This window comes from Senegalia massiliensis (genome assembly GCF_009911265.1).
Classification (GTDB): Bacteria; Bacillota; Clostridia; order Tissierellales; family SIT17; genus Anaeromonas; species Anaeromonas massiliensis_A.
The window spans coordinates 24,488-39,765 of sequence record NZ_QXXA01000006.1 but is presented as its reverse complement, the minus strand read 5'-3'; the positions used below and the strand labels follow the sequence as shown (position 1 = coordinate 39,765).

Annotated in this window: 22 protein-coding genes; 7 read left to right on the top strand and 15 right to left on the bottom strand. The window is 27.9% G+C overall.

The genetic code is table 11. The features are described from left to right. The first annotated feature begins 51 nt into the window (after positions 1 to 51). From D3Z33_RS06025 to D3Z33_RS06005, 5 genes are read left to right on the top strand one after another with little or no spacing between them, the layout of a single operon-like run. On the top strand, positions 52 to 339 hold the full coding sequence (locus D3Z33_RS06025) for an ArsR/SmtB family transcription factor (protein WP_160196883.1): 288 nt from the start codon (positions 52 to 54) through the stop codon (positions 337 to 339). Then, the gene (locus D3Z33_RS06020; RefSeq protein WP_160196882.1) at positions 339 to 1,343 is read left to right on the top strand and encodes a permease; all 1,005 of its coding nucleotides are present in this window, start codon (positions 339 to 341) and stop codon (positions 1,341 to 1,343) included. Before D3Z33_RS06025 ends, D3Z33_RS06020 begins: the two co-directional genes overlap by 1 nt. 24 nt (positions 1,344 to 1,367) lie before the next feature. Continuing rightward, the gene (locus D3Z33_RS06015) at positions 1,368 to 1,607 is read left to right on the top strand and encodes a thioredoxin family protein (protein WP_160196881.1); all 240 of its coding nucleotides are present in this window, start codon (positions 1,368 to 1,370) and stop codon (positions 1,605 to 1,607) included. 1 nt (position 1,608) lies between these two features. Continuing rightward, the gene (gene arsB / locus D3Z33_RS06010) at positions 1,609 to 2,667 is read left to right on the top strand and encodes an ACR3 family arsenite efflux transporter (RefSeq protein ID WP_160196880.1); all 1,059 of its coding nucleotides are present in this window, start codon (positions 1,609 to 1,611) and stop codon (positions 2,665 to 2,667) included. Positions 2,668 to 2,687: 20 nt separating this feature from the next. Then, positions 2,688 to 3,089, top strand: a complete 402-nt coding sequence (locus D3Z33_RS06005; RefSeq protein WP_160196879.1) for an arsenate reductase ArsC — start codon at positions 2,688 to 2,690, stop codon at positions 3,087 to 3,089. 81 nt (positions 3,090 to 3,170) lie between these two features. On the opposite strand, the gene dhaM is transcribed toward D3Z33_RS06005, so the two are convergent. The 3 genes from dhaM to dhaK are packed head-to-tail and all read right to left on the bottom strand — an operon-like array spanning position 3,171 to position 5,256. Next, positions 3,171 to 3,569, bottom strand: a complete 399-nt coding sequence (dhaM, locus tag D3Z33_RS06000; RefSeq protein WP_160196878.1) for a dihydroxyacetone kinase phosphoryl donor subunit DhaM — start codon at positions 3,567 to 3,569, stop codon at positions 3,171 to 3,173. Positions 3,570 to 3,598: 29 nt separating this feature from the next. Then, positions 3,599 to 4,237, bottom strand: a complete 639-nt coding sequence (gene dhaL, locus D3Z33_RS05995) for a dihydroxyacetone kinase subunit DhaL (RefSeq protein WP_160196877.1) — start codon at positions 4,235 to 4,237, stop codon at positions 3,599 to 3,601. Between the two features lie 20 nt (positions 4,238 to 4,257). Next, positions 4,258 to 5,256, bottom strand: coding sequence for a dihydroxyacetone kinase subunit DhaK (gene dhaK, locus D3Z33_RS05990; RefSeq protein WP_160196876.1), 999 nt, complete (start codon positions 5,254 to 5,256; stop codon positions 4,258 to 4,260). A 151-nt stretch (positions 5,257 to 5,407) separates the two neighbouring features. On the opposite strand from dhaK, the gene D3Z33_RS16920 reads away from it, so the two are divergent. Then, positions 5,408 to 5,539, top strand: a complete 132-nt coding sequence (locus D3Z33_RS16920) for a hypothetical protein (protein ID WP_279279068.1) — start codon at positions 5,408 to 5,410, stop codon at positions 5,537 to 5,539. Between the two features lie 135 nt (positions 5,540 to 5,674). Here D3Z33_RS16920 and D3Z33_RS05985 read toward each other — a convergent pair whose 3' ends face one another. The 9 genes from D3Z33_RS05985 to D3Z33_RS05945 form a co-directional block, all read right to left on the bottom strand. Then, complete coding sequence (locus D3Z33_RS05985) at positions 5,675 to 6,112, bottom strand: DUF2871 domain-containing protein (RefSeq protein WP_160196875.1); 438 nt, start codon at positions 6,110 to 6,112, stop codon at positions 5,675 to 5,677. 30 nt (positions 6,113 to 6,142) lie between these two features. After that, positions 6,143 to 6,820, bottom strand: coding sequence for a hypothetical protein (locus D3Z33_RS05980; protein WP_160196874.1), 678 nt, complete (start codon positions 6,818 to 6,820; stop codon positions 6,143 to 6,145). 72 nt (positions 6,821 to 6,892) lie between these two features. Next, positions 6,893 to 7,459 (bottom strand): TetR family transcriptional regulator, encoded by a 567-nt coding sequence (locus tag D3Z33_RS05975; RefSeq protein WP_160196873.1) that lies wholly within the window; start codon positions 7,457 to 7,459, stop codon positions 6,893 to 6,895. 486 nt (positions 7,460 to 7,945) lie between these two features. Continuing rightward, complete coding sequence (locus tag D3Z33_RS05970; RefSeq protein WP_160196872.1) at positions 7,946 to 8,485, bottom strand: hypothetical protein; 540 nt, start codon at positions 8,483 to 8,485, stop codon at positions 7,946 to 7,948. 191 nt (positions 8,486 to 8,676) lie between these two features. Continuing rightward, positions 8,677 to 8,886, bottom strand: coding sequence for a hypothetical protein (locus D3Z33_RS05965; protein WP_160196871.1), 210 nt, complete (start codon positions 8,884 to 8,886; stop codon positions 8,677 to 8,679). Positions 8,887 to 8,997: 111 nt separating this feature from the next. Further along, the gene (locus D3Z33_RS05960) at positions 8,998 to 9,276 is read right to left on the bottom strand and encodes a hypothetical protein (protein ID WP_160196870.1); all 279 of its coding nucleotides are present in this window, start codon (positions 9,274 to 9,276) and stop codon (positions 8,998 to 9,000) included. Between the two features lie 88 nt (positions 9,277 to 9,364). Continuing rightward, the gene (locus tag D3Z33_RS05955) at positions 9,365 to 10,504 is read right to left on the bottom strand and encodes an MFS transporter (RefSeq protein ID WP_160196869.1); all 1,140 of its coding nucleotides are present in this window, start codon (positions 10,502 to 10,504) and stop codon (positions 9,365 to 9,367) included. Positions 10,505 to 10,666: 162 nt separating this feature from the next. Next, on the bottom strand, positions 10,667 to 10,807 hold the full coding sequence (locus D3Z33_RS05950; RefSeq protein WP_160196868.1) for a hypothetical protein: 141 nt from the start codon (positions 10,805 to 10,807) through the stop codon (positions 10,667 to 10,669). 86 nt (positions 10,808 to 10,893) lie between these two features. Continuing rightward, positions 10,894 to 11,412, bottom strand: coding sequence for a hypothetical protein (locus D3Z33_RS05945; protein WP_160196867.1), 519 nt, complete (start codon positions 11,410 to 11,412; stop codon positions 10,894 to 10,896). A 355-nt stretch (positions 11,413 to 11,767) separates the two neighbouring features. Between D3Z33_RS05945 and D3Z33_RS05940 the strand changes: the two genes are divergently transcribed. Continuing rightward, positions 11,768 to 12,496, top strand: coding sequence for a DUF881 domain-containing protein (locus D3Z33_RS05940; RefSeq protein WP_160196866.1), 729 nt, complete (start codon positions 11,768 to 11,770; stop codon positions 12,494 to 12,496). Positions 12,497 to 12,785: 289 nt separating this feature from the next. Here the strand turns inward: D3Z33_RS05940 and D3Z33_RS05935 are convergent, their stop codons facing one another. The 3 genes from D3Z33_RS05935 to D3Z33_RS05925 form a co-directional block, all read right to left on the bottom strand. Next, entirely contained in the window at positions 12,786 to 13,529 is a 744-nt protein-coding gene (locus tag D3Z33_RS05935) for an ABC transporter permease (RefSeq protein ID WP_160196865.1), read from the bottom strand. Further along, positions 13,516 to 14,250 (bottom strand): ABC transporter ATP-binding protein, encoded by a 735-nt coding sequence (locus tag D3Z33_RS05930; protein ID WP_160196864.1) that lies wholly within the window; start codon positions 14,248 to 14,250, stop codon positions 13,516 to 13,518. The genes D3Z33_RS05935 and D3Z33_RS05930 overlap by 14 nt, the downstream gene beginning before the upstream one ends. 62 nt (positions 14,251 to 14,312) lie before the next feature. Next, on the bottom strand, positions 14,313 to 15,068 hold the full coding sequence (locus tag D3Z33_RS05925; protein WP_160196863.1) for a MerR family transcriptional regulator: 756 nt from the start codon (positions 15,066 to 15,068) through the stop codon (positions 14,313 to 14,315). Positions 15,069 to 15,278 lie beyond the last annotated feature (210 nt).

Below are 15,278 nucleotides of genomic sequence, written 5' to 3'. Positions count from 1 at the left end.
AACATTGTTTATAATTTTAAATATTTAATTTAGCTTATTGGAGGTGAATTTATGGAAAAAGGTTATATAGATAATGCTTTAATGCTAAAAGCATTAAGTGATCCTACAAGAGTAAAAATTTTTGATATGATTTCATATGGAGAGCTTTGTGCTTGTGAATTATTAGAGCAATTTAATATATCTCAGCCAACTCTTTCCTATCATATGAAAATATTATCTGAAGCTAATCTTATTAACAGTAGAAAAGATGGGAAATGGATGAAATACTGTTTAAATAAACAAAGTATAAATATGTTAAGGGATTTCTTTGATGAGATAGATAATAGGGGGAGTTTTTAGTGTTTATATTTGAGTTTATAAATTCACAATTATTAAAGATGGATTGGCTTTCTAATTTAGTTAGAATTTTTGTTGAAGATGTATTTAATTTGAGTATATCAACAAAGTTAGGTAATAGTATACATTTTTTCATATATGATGTAATTAAGATATTTATATTATTATCTATTTTAATTTTTTCGATTTCATATATTCAATCTTTTTTTCCACCTGAAAGAACTAGGAGAATACTAGGTAGATTTAATGGCATAAAAGCTAATATTTTAGCAGCACTTTTAGGAACTGTAACTCCATTTTGTTCTTGTTCATCAATACCACTTTTTATAGGTTTTACAAGTGCGGGACTTCCTATAGGAGTTACATTTTCATTTTTAATATCTTCTCCACTTGTAGATTTAGCATCAGTTATATTACTTGCTAGTATATTTAATTGGCAGATTGCTATTAGTTATGTTGTTGTTGGAATAATACTTGCTGTAATTGGCGGCGGAATTATAAGTAAAATGAAATTAGAAAAATATGTTGAACCTTTTGTATTTAATAATCCTGTTCATAACAATGGGGAAGAAGATCTTAGTATAAAACAAAGACTTGAATTTTCTAAAAATCAGGTTATAGATATAATAAATAAAGTATGGTTATATATACTAATTGGAGTGGGTATAGGAGCTGCTATTCATAATTATATACCTCAGAGTTTCATATCTGCTGTACTTGGAAAAGAAAATTGGTATTCTGTAATAATTGCATCATTTGTAGGAATTCCTATGTATGCAGATATATTTGGAACTTTACCTATTGCAGAAGCATTAGTTGCTAAAGGAGTGGGACTTGGAACAGCTTTAGCATTTATGATGAGTGTTACTGCTTTATCTTTTCCTTCAATGGTTATGCTTTCAAAGGTTGTAAAAAAGAAGCTTTTAGGGTTATTTATAGTTATAGTAACAATAGGCATATTAATTATAGGTTATTTATTTAATATTTTTGGATATTTATTAATATAAAATAAAAAATAGGAGTGATTTATAATGAAAATCAAAGTTTTAGGTTCAGGATGTGCAAAATGTGATAAGGTTGTAGACAATGTAAAGGAAGCTGTAAAAGAATTAAAGATTGATGCAGAAGTTGAAAAAGTAACTGAGGTTCAAGAAATTATGAAATATGGAGTAATGAAAACTCCTGCACTTGTTATAGATGAAAAAGTTATATCAAGTGGAAAAGTGAATAAAGCAAAAGAAATAATTAAGTATATAGAAAAGGAAAGGTAATATGCAAAAGAAAGAAGTGTTAAAATCGGGCATAAGCTTTTTTGAGAAGTATCTTACAATTTGGGTAGCTTTATGTATGGCAATAGGAATTGGTATAGGGGTATATTTACCTGGAATTCCAAATTTATTAAGTAAATTTGAGTATGCAAATGTCTCTATACCAGTAGCAATACTTATATGGTTAATGATTTATCCAATGATGCTAAAAGTTGACTTTCATAGTGTTAAAAAAGTTAAAGAAACACCTAAAGGACTTATTATTACATGGATATCTAATTGGCTTATTAAGCCTTTCTCTATGTATTTGATAGCAAGTTTTTTTCTGAATATAGTATTTAAAGACTTTATATCATCTGAATTAGCAAAAGAATATTTAGCAGGAGCTGTACTTTTAGGAGCAGCACCTTGTACTGCAATGGTATTTGTTTGGAGTCATTTGACCAGAGGTAATCCTGCATATACATTGGTACAAGTAGCTACAAATGATTTAATTATATTAATGGCATTTGTTCCAATAGTTGCATTTTTATTAGGAATAGGAGATATATCAATTCCTTGGAATACTTTATTTTTATCTGTAGTATTATTTGTAGTTATTCCTTTAGTAGCAGGTTGGTTGTCAAGATTTATTATAACTAAAAATAAAGGGCAAGAATATTTTGAAAAAGTGTATATCCCTAAATTTAGCAACATCACAATTATAGGACTATTATTAACACTTATAATAATATTCTCTTTTCAGGGTGAAACAATTGTGGATAATCCTATTGATATAGCTCTTATAGCTGTACCACTTATAATTCAAACATTTTTAATTTTCTTTATAGCCTACTTATGGGCGAAAGTTTGGAAGTTACCACATAATATAGCAGCTCCAGCTGGAATGATAGGTGCATCTAACTTTTTTGAATTAGCTGTTGCAGTAGCAATTTCATTGTTTGGACTAGAATCAGGAGCAACACTGGCAACTGTAGTAGGTGTACTTGTTGAGGTTCCAGTTATGCTTACACTTGTTAAAATAGCAAATAATACTAAAAGTTGGTTTGCTTATGATAGATAATATATAAGGAGTTAGATGATATGAAAAAGAAAGTTGCATTTTTATGTGTTCATAATTCATGTAGATCTCAAATGGCTGAAGCCTGGGCTAAAAAATTAGGTAATGATATAATGGAAATCTACTCTGCAGGAACAGAAGAGTATCATGAAGTTAAGCCTAAAGCAGTATCAGTAATGGAAGAAGTGGGAATAGATATGAAAGGTCACTATCCAAAGTTATTAAAGGACATTCCACAAAAAATTGATATATTAATTACTATGGGATGTAATGTAGTGTGTCCTTATGTTCCTAATAGTCATAATGAAGACTGGGGATTGGAAGACCCATCAGGAGGATCCATAAAAGACTTTAGAGAAACTAGAGAAATAATTAGAAGAAAAGTAGAAGATTTAATAAATAGAATTAACAAAAACGAAATATAAAAAAGAATTCGATCTTTTTAGATCGAATTCTTTTTTATATTAAACTTAATAATAGAATAGATTTTTAATTAGCTTTTTTTGCTAATTAATTATTTTTACAATAGTTTTTGCCTCTTCTGCAGCTTTTTTCACTTGATTTAAATCACCGCCAATAGATACCTGTACAACAGCACCTATAGCACCTTCAACGAGAGGAGCATCAGCAATAAAAACTCTTTGTCTAAGTTCATCATCTAACATTTCAAAAGCCATTTCTGTACTCATGACAGAACTTCCTATATCAGCTAGAACTATTACACCTTCACCTGTATCTGCTTTAATTATAGCATTTTTAATCTTTATAACATCAGTTCCTATTCTACCATCATCTGTTCCTGCAGCTGGTATTATATTTATATTTGATTGTGCCATTTGACTACTTAGCTCTATAACACCATCTGCTATTTTATGGCTATGAGATACTATTACAATACCTATCATTTTATCACCCGATTTTAAAATATTTAAATTTATTTATTTATGTTATTTAAAGTATCTGATATAGATTTTAATATCAAATAGCTAGAAGTAGCTCCAGGATCTTGATGACCAATACTTCTATCTCCTAGATAGCTAGCTCTTCCTTTTGTAGCTTTTATTGTCTTTGTATATTCTACTCCTTCGTATGCTGCTTTTTGAGCTTGTGAAATAGCTATTTCAATACTATTTCCTTTATTTATTGAATCTTTATAAATTTGATATGCTGGGATAAGAGCATCTAACATTGTTTTATCTCCTTGTTTAGCTTTACCTCTTGATATAATTCCTTTAATTGATTCATCAAACATTTTTATAGAATCTTTTTCACTAATCTCATATTTATCTTTTATAACTACTGATGCTTTTAAAAAAGCAGTTCCATAAAGAGGACCTGAAGCTCCACCCACTTTTGAAATAAGTGTCATAGCAACATTTTTAAGTATAGTTCCACAATCTTTATTTTGTAGAGGTTCTAATTTTTGTCTTACCTCGTTAAAGCCTTTGTTCATATTAAATCCATGATCAGAATCCCCTATAACTGAGTCTAGATGAGTTAAATATTCTTTATTTTCTTTTATAGTAATAGCTATATTATTTAATATTTTTATAAGTAAAGTATTTGATATCATAGTTATTCTCCTCTGTATAATCAAATATTTTTAAAGGCTGGTGTATCAGCAATTGAATCAAGTAATTGTTTTAATTCATCGTCAAGTTTTAATATAGTGATAGAAGCTCCTGCCATTTCTAATGAAGTCATAAAATTACCAACTATTGTGTTATATATTTTAATATTTTTATCATTTAATAATTTATGAAGGTGTCTATTCATTATATAAAGTTCCATAAGAGGAGTTGCACCTAAGCCATTTACTAATATTGCTACTTCATCTTCTTTTTTTATTTCAATATCTTCTAGTATTTTATCTAATAATTCTTTAGTGATTTCATCAGCTTTTTTAATCTTTTCTCTATGAGTTCCAGGCTCCCCATGAATACCTAACCCTACTTCCATTTCATCTTCTTCTAATTCGAAACTTGACTTTCCTGCAGCAGGAACAATACAAGAAGATAATGACATACCCATAGATCTAACATTTTTAATAACTTTTTGAGCGATTCTTTGAACATCTTCTAAGCTCATACCTTCTTCAGCAGCAGCTCCTGCTATTTTATGAACTAAAATAGTTCCAGCTATTCCACGTCTACCTGATGTATAGGTGCTATCTTCAACAGCAACATCATCATTAACTACAACATGTTTTACTTTAATATCTTCAAGTTCAGCCATTTCTTCAGCCATTTCAAAGTTCATTATATCTCCTGTATAATTTTTGATTATTAATAGAACTCCTTTTCCTCCATCTACTGCTTTAATAGCTTCAAAAACCTGATCTGGAGTTGGTGAAGTAAATACTTCTCCTGATACTGCTGCATTTAACATTCCTTTTCCTACGAATCCAGCATGAGAAGGTTCATGACCGCTACCTCCTCCACTAACTAAAGCTACTTTACCTTTTATTGGTGATGTTTTTCTAACTAAAACATCTGTACCTTCAATTCTTCTTACATACTTAGGGTGAGCCTTTACTATTCCTTCTAGCATTTCATTTACAACATTTTCTGGATTATTAATAATTTTTTTCACATTAAGACCCCTTTCTTTTTGGTGTATTAACACACTTAATTAAATAGTTAATATTAATTTTTATGTTAAGTTATTTGTATAGATACTTTTCCTTTTTAAAATATATGCTTGTACTTGTTGAATTATTCAACTATGATAAGTGATATAAATATTGCTAAAAAAGATAGATTTAACATATAAACTTATAGTTAACGGGATAATATTAATTAATCAAAGAGAAAAAGAAGATGATAAATTTATTAAAAAAGTTTTGAAAGAAAATATTCCAATAGTAGGTTTTTAACTTTTACATATTATAATTAATTAATATGTTATAAAAAAATAAGAAAAATAGAAAAGGATAGATCAAAAACTTTGCTCTATCCTAGTAATATTAATGGTTGTATAGTTTTTCTCTACCCTATGAGCTAAAATGCAATTATATTTTTTGTGTTTGATTATTCAATTTTTTAGATGCTTTATTTAAAATTAAAAGCATTGTTATAAGTCCAATTGATAGAGAAATATGTCCAAGCCCAGCTATTCCACTTAAAGCTTTATCTAGACCTCTACTAATGTTTGATTCTAACACTTCTGTAATACCCCTTACTAAAAATATTCCTATAGTTGTCATAAGTCCAACATTATAAAAAATATTAAAAACCTTAAAACTTTTAAAAGTACTTATATGAAATTTATCTTCAAATAACGAAAGAATTAGAAAAAATATCATACCTAAAATCAATGTATGAACATGTATAAAAGCTAAAGATGTTTCTCCATCTACTCCATTAAATTTAGTGAATTCTCTATAAAAGACACCTGTTGCAAGTCCAAGTATAGCATAATAAATTGCAGTTTTTATATAACGATTCATTTATTTATACCTCCATATTTAATATATTTTTTATATTACTTTCTTTTTAGATTCCAATCTAAGTTCATTATATCCCATAAGTACTATCCAAACATAAGCAAGAGTTTTAGGTATCATTAGTACACCGACTAATGGAAATACATTGCTCCATAATACAACTGGTACATATAATGCAAAAGATAGTATAATAGCTAAAGCCATAAATTTAAAATTTTTATCACCATGTTTTTTAACTTCTGAATTGAATATATATATAATTATAATTCCTATAATGGCAAATGGGATATTTCTATATATTCCCCATGAAACAGGTGAATTGTGGTTTAACCATTCATTTTGAGGTAAAAAACATAATATTATTCTTACAATAGCCAAAGCATAAATAGTAAATGTAATCTCTTTACGTCCTTTAATATTATAACGTTGTCTCCATATATAATATAGAATCACATAAAAAATTGTCATCGTAATAGATGTAATAAACTTCCCGATTCCGAGTGCAGCAACATTATTTTCTAGACCTGTAGTAAGAAGAGCATATGCTCTAGGTATTAAATGAAAAGAGTCTCCTACTCCTAGTACAACTGCCATAATTCCAAATAATTTAAATTGTTTATTATTTCCACCCTTTAATATCATTATAATCCCTATAGTAATTACACTAGTCAAATATAATGCATCAAATAAAGTTTCCATGATAGCTTGCATCTAATCACCCCTTAATATATTAGTGAACATTGTTCATGATTGTTCAAATAAAAAATCATACCTAGTATGATTTCAATTTGACATTATTTTTTTTAAGAGTTCAATAAAAAATTTCATATCCCCTTTTTCTTTTTTAAGCATAATTAGCATATTTTCGAATATAAACTCTGCCATATTTTCTTTTGAAATAGTTTGCGACCATTGATATTGTTGTAAATTACTATCCATATCTATTAATAATATTATTTTACTATACATCTTTTGGAAATATTCATCTTCTTTTTGTCTTCCAATTAATTTCTCCTGTGTTTTTAGCAGAGCCAACTGTTCTAGCCAATTCTCTTTAAAGTTGTGAAGATAATCATGTAAAACACTATAAACTTTTTCTAGATTGTCATAAAAATTATTATCTGCTAAACCTCTCCAATCAATATCCTTAAAAACTCCTTCCCAGAAGTCTTCAATAACAGCTACTAGCAAATCACCCTTTGAGGGAAAATAGTTATATACTGTTCCAATAGCAATACCACTGTTTTTTGCTACAGTACGGATATTTATTTTGATTATACCTTCATTCATGGCAATTTCTTTAGCTTTAGATAAGATAATCTCTTTATAATTTACATTATAGTTTTCCACTCTTTATGTCCCTCCTGAACATTGTTCATCCTTATATTATACTATTCTTTTTATATTGTCAATATCTTTTTATATTAATATGCTAATCTATATATTTTTTTAATATAATCATAATAAAAAAACTTTTAATTATAAAAATAAAGAAGACATTAATCTGTAAATCCAAGAAAGTGGTATAAAACGCAAAATCATTTTTATTACTAGGATTAATGGAGCTCAAATCCCTCCCATTAGAAATCCAAACATTATAAATAAGGTAGCACATGCATTAATTAGTACTATTAATATATTATTTTAATTTATATCAACAAAATAAATTAAAATAATAGAGCTATAAAATCCTACCTTGAATTGAGCTTTATTCAATTTAGGATCTATATTTGACCACATACGAGATTTCATAACTAGTGGGTAAAATGAATTCGTCAGTCACTTATGTAAACTCAATTTCACCTTATCATACTACATAGTTTAAAAAAGTATGTCTTAATTAATTTCATTATCTTTAATTAATTTTAATATCTGATGTCCGTCACTAGGATAATCGCCATAATCCCCCCACCAATTTGGATATATTATTGGAATAGATGTAAATAAAAATGATACTAATGCTATATTTCTCGCTAGTATAGTTATTTCTTTAAAATTAAATATTCCCATTAAGAATTTACCTTCTGAACCTATACTTATAAATACCATTATAATAGCAAGAACTAGAGAAAAAATTGGTCCACCAGCAAGAATAACTATCCTTTGGTATTTTGTAAGCTGAGATGATTTCCAATGTGCAAATCCTATGAAAGGACTAAAACTTTTAATTTCAATGTCTAATCTTCTTAAGCTTATTTGTTTAAACTTTTTATTATTTTTATCTAATCTACCTAATGTTATTTTTACTCTATCTCTAGTTAAGATTAATGCTGGTATAGCATGACCAAACTCATGAATGATTGTTGTAATCTGAAAAGTCATAAAAAATACAAAAAAGAACAAGATAATTTCAATTACAATTTGAAAAAATATCATACAATCCCCCCTAATATAAACGACCATTAACTTAATAATTATTACTTTCATTTTTAATATGCAATAAAAATATTTTCGTTGCATATTTCTCTATTATTTTGAAATTATAAACTTCTATATAAAGTATTAAAATTCCCTCAATTAAGTATCTCTAATTCATCATATGTGATATTTAGCTCTTTGAAAATTATTTATCCCTTATTTTTATTTGTATCCATTGCAATGCCGATAATCATTCCAGCTAACATTCCAAAGCCAGGTGCGAAAGCCCAAACTAGTGGAGTATTAAGAAATAATCCAAGGATTACTGCAAGCAAAGCACCACCAAGTAATCCAAAACCAATTCCATAACCCAAATAATAATTTTTGTTATTTTGGTTGTTATTGTTATCTTCGGACATATTACATCGTCCCTCCTTAATATTTGCTTTTTTTGAAAGAGTAAATATTAATAAATTTTTAAATTTTACTCAATTAATATTAAGTAAAACTCAGCTAAATCAAACTATATATTATTCTATTTCTGTTTCTATCATCTTCACATTTCCTTTTTTATCAACTTCATCTATACCTCTTTCTAAGTTCTCTTCATTTTCCCATTCTACAATATATTTATTATTTTTAATTTCTATATATCTTATCTCTACGTTTCCAATATTTCCACTATGCTTTTCAATAACCAATTCTTGTGCTTCTTCTTTTGAAATTTCATCTTCTATTTGAGTACAGCCTGCTAATAATATAACTGTCATTGTTGTGATAGTAAAAATTAATAATAATCTTTTTTTCATTTTAAAACCTCCTCAAAATTTAATTTATTTTAATTGAGTTTTACTCAATGGCTATTAAGAAAAGCTCATATTTATTACAAGACTAAGATTAATTTTTTTCGAAGTCTTTATTATTCTTAAACAAAATAATAAATGATAAAATGATTAAAACTACACTTGAAAAATAAAAACTAATACTAACTCCTAATCCATCCCAAATTTTACTTATTACAAGTTGTCCTAAAACATTGCCTAAGGCAATAGTAATTCTAAACTTAGAGAGTTTTTTGCCTATATTTGTAAAAATACTACGGTTTATCTTATCTCTAGAATAGATGTCAGTTATATTAGATACTAACTCAAAGAAAAACCAAACAGCAACAACAATATATATTTGATTTATAATTGTAAATAAAGTTAATAATATTGCTTGAGAAACAAATGAAACTATTAGCATTGTTTTTAATGATGTTTTATTAAAGCCCTTATATAGTTTAGATGCCATAATATTAGAGATCCCATATACTATAAAAAAAATCAAACCCACATTTTGCATTGATACTTTTTGAAATTCATGCATGTATATAATCATTCTATTCATTATTAAAGCTATCGCAAAACCCTCAATTGTGTAAATTAATGTAATATACTTTATCCAATCTAAATCTATTAAATCTTCCTTTGTTTTCTTTCTGTGAGCTTTTGTATCATTAAGTTTTAATAAATATACTGTGGAATATAATTCTATCAATCCTGAAACAATAAAAACTAAAGGAAGACTCTGAGTAAATCCATATAAAAACATAAGAGTAAATCCACCGATTGAAGCTCCTACACTAATTTTTATGTTTCTTTTTGCGATAAATTCCATGTATTCGTGTTCTTCAATGTTTTCTCTTATATAAGGTTGTAGTGAACTTTGATACAGTTTAGCAAATAAAGATTTTAAAAAAATAAATCCATATAGCATATATATGCTGATAGAAAAACCATATAAACTTAAAAATATTGAAGATCCTATATTACCAATTATTATAAGCTTTATTCTGCTTTTTTTATCACTTAAATAAGAAAAAAAATAATCAATAAGTGTATCAATAATAATAGGAATTGAAAAAGCTATTGCAACAGTTATCATGTTTTCAGTCTTATCCCAAATAAAAAGGGAAAGAAATATGAAGATGACACCCGTATCAAAATTTCCCCAATAAAAATGTTTTAATAAATTTTCATATTTATCTTTTTTCAATATATTCCCTCATTCCATATCTATTATCTATGAGCTTTACTCAATATTAAATATTTTTATGACATAGTATAAAAGTTTATTAAGTGAATTTTCTTTATATTTCTGATTTTATAGATTTATCTAGAGACTCATTATTACTGTATAAATGTTGTATCTCTTTAATTATAGAATATTTTCATCTTTTAATTCTTTTATTGATTTTTTTATCGCTATTTTAATTACAAAATATAAAGTTATTACCGGTATTCCTAAATATAAAGGCAATAAAATTAACATCCAAATCGTAGGCAAGATATTTGTCATATAAAATTCCTCCTTTAAATATTAATTAGCTAAGCTTAACTATTCAACATTCACTCTGTTTATAAAGATTATGTATCATTTATTAATCAGTACTTTACTTCCTTAGTTTTCAAATATTTCACTTCATCTTTCCATTTCTTGTTCGCTTCTTCTTTTTTAATATCTGAAACTATGAAGTTATTAGTTATGAATATTGAAAGAACTCTAAAATCATTTTCTAATCCTTTAATATATTCCTTTTGTGTATTTTCATCGATGCTATTTATTATTTTTTCTTCTAAAGTGTATACTCCATCTCTATATGTTTTTACAGGTAGAAAAAACTTGTCGGCTCTGCTCATTAATTCCATTGCTAATATAAGGTTACTATCTGCTCTCTCTAAGTACTTCACTTTTTCAGCATCACTTATTTCTTCCCACTTATCATTTAGTGTACTAATGTTTTTAAGTGCGTTATCCATTTCTATATCAGAACGTGCTAACATATTATGCTTTAAAGATTTCATTTTCTTATCTACTTTATTTATGTTATAAATAAAGTAGATATTTAATAATAGTAATAATACAATAATTAAACTCGTAATTTTTTTGCTTTTTTTAATCATTTACACCTCCATACACAAATACAAACAATTAATTTAATCTTTATAGCAAGCTTTAAATCTTTCAACCTAACATCTATATTTTACCATATATGAAGATTCATAACTATAAAAATCCTTAAACTAATTAGTCTAAGGATACGATGTATGAAATTTTATAGTAATATCTTTTTCAATAGTAGTAAATAACAATATTAAAACCTTATAGAACTCTACAATCTAAAGTTTTCTTGCAATTAAAAGGTTAAATGGTATAAAATATAAATTAGAATTTATAGAAAAAATAGTAAAATATTTAAATGAAAAACATTTAATATATAAGAACCCTATGGTTTTAAGATAAATTAGGAGGTAGTAAATGAAAAATCTGTTCTCTAAGTCCTTAATAATTACAGTATGCGTAATACTTGGTATAATAATTGCTATTCAGTATAAAACGGTAAATACCTTAGTAGGACCTAATTTCATACCGAGTCAAAAAAATAAAGAATTAGTAAATGAACTCTCAAATTTAGAAAAAGAAAAAGAGTCATTAATGAATGAACTTAAAAATTTGGAGAATGAAATTAGAAAACATGAATCTAAAATATCTAAAGAAAGTGACTATGTGAAAGAACTTTCTAAAGAACTTGATAAATATAAGATGTTTACAGGGTATAAAGAAGTAGAAGGTAAAGGTGTAGAGATAGTTATAAATAATCCAAATTCTCAAGACTCTTATGAATATCCTATTTCTATAGAAGAAGATTATGATTTTATTCTAAAGATAATTAACGATCTTAACGGGACAGGTATAGAAGCTATAGCTATAAATGATCTTAGACATACATTATTTTCAAAAATGATAAAGGTAGGAGAAGATCTAAGCTTCAACAGTAAACCAATAAGTGCACCAATTAAAATAAAGGCTATAGGGTCTTTAGGTGATATTCAATCAGTATTAACGTTGTCTAATGGAACTATAGATAAAATGGAAAGTTATGGTTTTGAAATAGAAATAACTGAATATGACAATATTAAAATTCCTAGATATTTTGAAATTAGAGAATTTAAATATGCAAAGCCTGTATCTTACAAAAAAGAGTAATTATGAGAGAAGTATTTACATTATGCTATAATTTATCTTCTGGACTAACGCCTTTATACATTCGGATTAAGGTGTTCATTATACAATCACAGTATTTCAAAATCTAATCAAATCATATGGAGGAGGATAATATATCATTTACTATAAAGAATATATAAAAATTGGGATTTAAAAAGATGATTCCTGCTAAATGCAGAAATCATCTTTTTAATGTCGCATAGCCTTTTTTATTTATCATTGTGTAATTTACTCCTATATATAGGAGACAAAATTTATTCGAAATGTATTACTATTCCCATTTGAAAAACTTCAGGGAAACTGCAATACAAATTACTGCAAGGGCTATCATAATAATTATAGAGATTATGACATCATCAATGGATAAACCTAAAGAAGCTGCTTTCAGTAGTTTTATCCCCTGTGTCAGTGGCAGTACATCAGCTATTTTCTGCAAAGTATTGGGCATTATCTCATAAGGTAAAGTTGCACCTGAAAAAATGAGCATTGGAAAATATAAAATGCTTGCAACAGCACTTGCAATTTTGGTATTCGGCGAAATACCTCCTACCATCATACCAATACTGAACATTGAAAGCATTACCAACAAATAACCACCCAAGAAAACAAAGGGAGAACCAAGCAACTGAAAATCAAAGAAAGTTGCTGCAACGGCATAAAGTAACAACAATGAAACAATAGAGTAAAGTGTATAAATGGCAGCCTGTACTACCAATATCATTGCGGGACTTACAGGTGTAACCTTAAATCTCTTTAATATCTTTCTGCTTCTGTAATCCGAGACTACCAATGGAAGTCCCATAACACCTCCTGCACAAATAGCGATAGTGGTTAAAGCCCCAAAAGATTGCTCTAAAAAACTATATTGCGCACCATTAAATGCGGGCTTAGTTCCATATATCACTCCCAAGATTATTAAAACAACAAGTGGCATACAAATAGCAAAAATAAACATATCCATACCACGTAGGGATAGTTTCAACTCATTTTTCAGCATTGTACTAAATGTTCTCATTGTCCATTACCTCCTCGTCTGAATACCATAAATAAGCATCTTCAAATTTTTCAAAAGGACTTGCGGAAACTGCTTCCTTTACTGTTCCATGAAATATCACCTGTCCTTTTTTCAATATGCAGATTTTATCACACAATAGCTCAACTTCGTCCATAAAGTGAGAGGTTAAGAAAATAGTCAAACCTTTTGATTTTAAATCATATAGAATTTTCCATACCTCTCGTCTTGCTCTAGCATCAAGTCCTGTGGTCAGTTCATCTAAAAATACCACTTTAGGATTTGGTATTAGTGCTAAAACAATAAATAATTTTTGACGCTGACCGCCAGAAAGTTCTTTGACCATACTTTTGGTTTTGTCAGATATTCCAAACTGCTTCAGCAATTCTCGATAATCTACAGTATTTTTGTAGAGTGACTGTGTGACCTCACATAGCTCAGCTACAGTAATCTTATCTTGATAATTTGCTTCTTGAAACTGAACACCCACATTTTCAAAAAGTTGTTTTCTTTGAAGGAAGGGATTCATTTCTAAAATTGATATTTCTCCTGTATCAGGTTTCTTTGTACCTAATATACATTCGATTGTAGTACTTTTTCCTGCACCGTTTGCACCAAGCAGCCCAAATACCGTACCGTACTGTACTGACAAATCCAAGTTTTGGATTGCTATTAAACCGTTATAAGATTTGGATAGCTGCTTTACTTTAATGATTTCTTTCATTTAAAAAACCTCCTTCTACTGTTATTGACTAACTAATTATAACAGTAGAAAAAAGGTTGGTGTTAATATGGAGGGTTATTAAATTTAACTTTCATATCCTTTAGGATTTCTATTATCAATTCCGCATTTTGGGCTGCTTCCTGTAAAGATAGAATCAACTTATCACACACAGAAATAATGTCAGTATCACTTTTAGGAGTATTCAATACTTTCTCCATATTTATCTGTGGATTTACAGACATAGCATTGAGCATTCTCAATATAGCTTCTAATGAATAATTGGCACATCGGAGTGACCGTATTATTTTTAGCCTTTCAATATCCACGCTTGTATAAAAACGGTAGCCATTTTGTTTTCGCTTAACGGACAATAGACCATTTAATTCCCAATTTCGTAGTTTATCTATAGAAATATTCAAATACTCAGAAACCTCTTTGCGTTTCAAACACAACCTATCAGATGAGGTTTTTCCGTATAAAATCTGTTTTGCTATATTGATTGCTTCCTTGGTATTTTTCTGTTCTTTGTGTATAAGATGTAGATACTCTTTCGCTAAAGAGATTGCTTTATCAAAGTCCCCATTTGCCGAAGCTTTTATTGTTTCTACAATTTTTTTTCTTAAGCCATTTTGAAGGATCTCTATCTTAAAAGCAATTCTGGCAAGCTTTAGCTGATCAATATGAAAAATCGTAAAAACTCTATATCCATTGGGCTTACGATCTGCTTTTGGTATTAATCCCCATTCCTCATAAAAACGAACGGTATTGGGGTGTATGCCAATTATTTTAGCAACCTCCGAAGTTTTGTATGTTTTCAATTGCCACCACCTCCTATTTTATCAATTATACTATAGATTCAAAGTCTGGTGTTTTAATGGAGGGTTTATTATTTCAAAAAGGTAAGCACTAAGCCTGCCAATTGTGAGCAACTTGATTTGGACATTTGTAATTTTATCTTTTTTTGTACTATAATATTATATAGAATTATTTAAAAGTGGGATATTTTCAAAAGGCAAGTAAAGATTTAT

What these genes read in the sequence shown, in the direction of transcription:
- D3Z33_RS05945 (WP_160196867.1), bottom strand. Translation starts at nt 11,412, where the DNA reads ATGATTAAAAAAAGCAAAAAAATTACGAGTTTAATTATTGTATTATTA.
- dhaL (WP_160196877.1), bottom strand. Translation starts at nt 4,237, where the DNA reads ATGATATCAAATACTTTACTTATAAAAATATTAAATAATATAGCTATT.
- D3Z33_RS06025 (WP_160196883.1), top strand. Translation starts at nt 52, where the DNA reads ATGGAAAAAGGTTATATAGATAATGCTTTAATGCTAAAAGCATTAAGT.
- dhaM (WP_160196878.1), bottom strand. Translation starts at nt 3,569, where the DNA reads ATGATAGGTATTGTAATAGTATCTCATAGCCATAAAATAGCAGATGGT.
- D3Z33_RS05970 (WP_160196872.1), bottom strand. Translation starts at nt 8,485, where the DNA reads ATGATATTTTTTCAAATTGTAATTGAAATTATCTTGTTCTTTTTTGTA.
- D3Z33_RS05950 (WP_160196868.1), bottom strand. Translation starts at nt 10,807, where the DNA reads ATGACAAATATCTTGCCTACGATTTGGATGTTAATTTTATTGCCTTTA.
- D3Z33_RS05935 (WP_160196865.1), bottom strand. Translation starts at nt 13,529, where the DNA reads ATGAGAACATTTAGTACAATGCTGAAAAATGAGTTGAAACTATCCCTA.
- D3Z33_RS05980 (WP_160196874.1), bottom strand. Translation starts at nt 6,820, where the DNA reads ATGCAAGCTATCATGGAAACTTTATTTGATGCATTATATTTGACTAGT.
- D3Z33_RS05960 (WP_160196870.1), bottom strand. Translation starts at nt 9,276, where the DNA reads ATGAAAAAAAGATTATTATTAATTTTTACTATCACAACAATGACAGTT.
- D3Z33_RS06005 (WP_160196879.1), top strand. Translation starts at nt 2,688, where the DNA reads ATGAAAAAGAAAGTTGCATTTTTATGTGTTCATAATTCATGTAGATCT.
- D3Z33_RS05985 (WP_160196875.1), bottom strand. Translation starts at nt 6,112, where the DNA reads ATGAATCGTTATATAAAAACTGCAATTTATTATGCTATACTTGGACTT.
- D3Z33_RS05940 (WP_160196866.1), top strand. Translation starts at nt 11,768, where the DNA reads ATGAAAAATCTGTTCTCTAAGTCCTTAATAATTACAGTATGCGTAATA.
- arsB (WP_160196880.1), top strand. Translation starts at nt 1,609, where the DNA reads ATGCAAAAGAAAGAAGTGTTAAAATCGGGCATAAGCTTTTTTGAGAAG.
- D3Z33_RS06015 (WP_160196881.1), top strand. Translation starts at nt 1,368, where the DNA reads ATGAAAATCAAAGTTTTAGGTTCAGGATGTGCAAAATGTGATAAGGTT.
- D3Z33_RS05965 (WP_160196871.1), bottom strand. Translation starts at nt 8,886, where the DNA reads ATGTCCGAAGATAACAATAACAACCAAAATAACAAAAATTATTATTTG.
- D3Z33_RS05930 (WP_160196864.1), bottom strand. Translation starts at nt 14,250, where the DNA reads ATGAAAGAAATCATTAAAGTAAAGCAGCTATCCAAATCTTATAACGGT.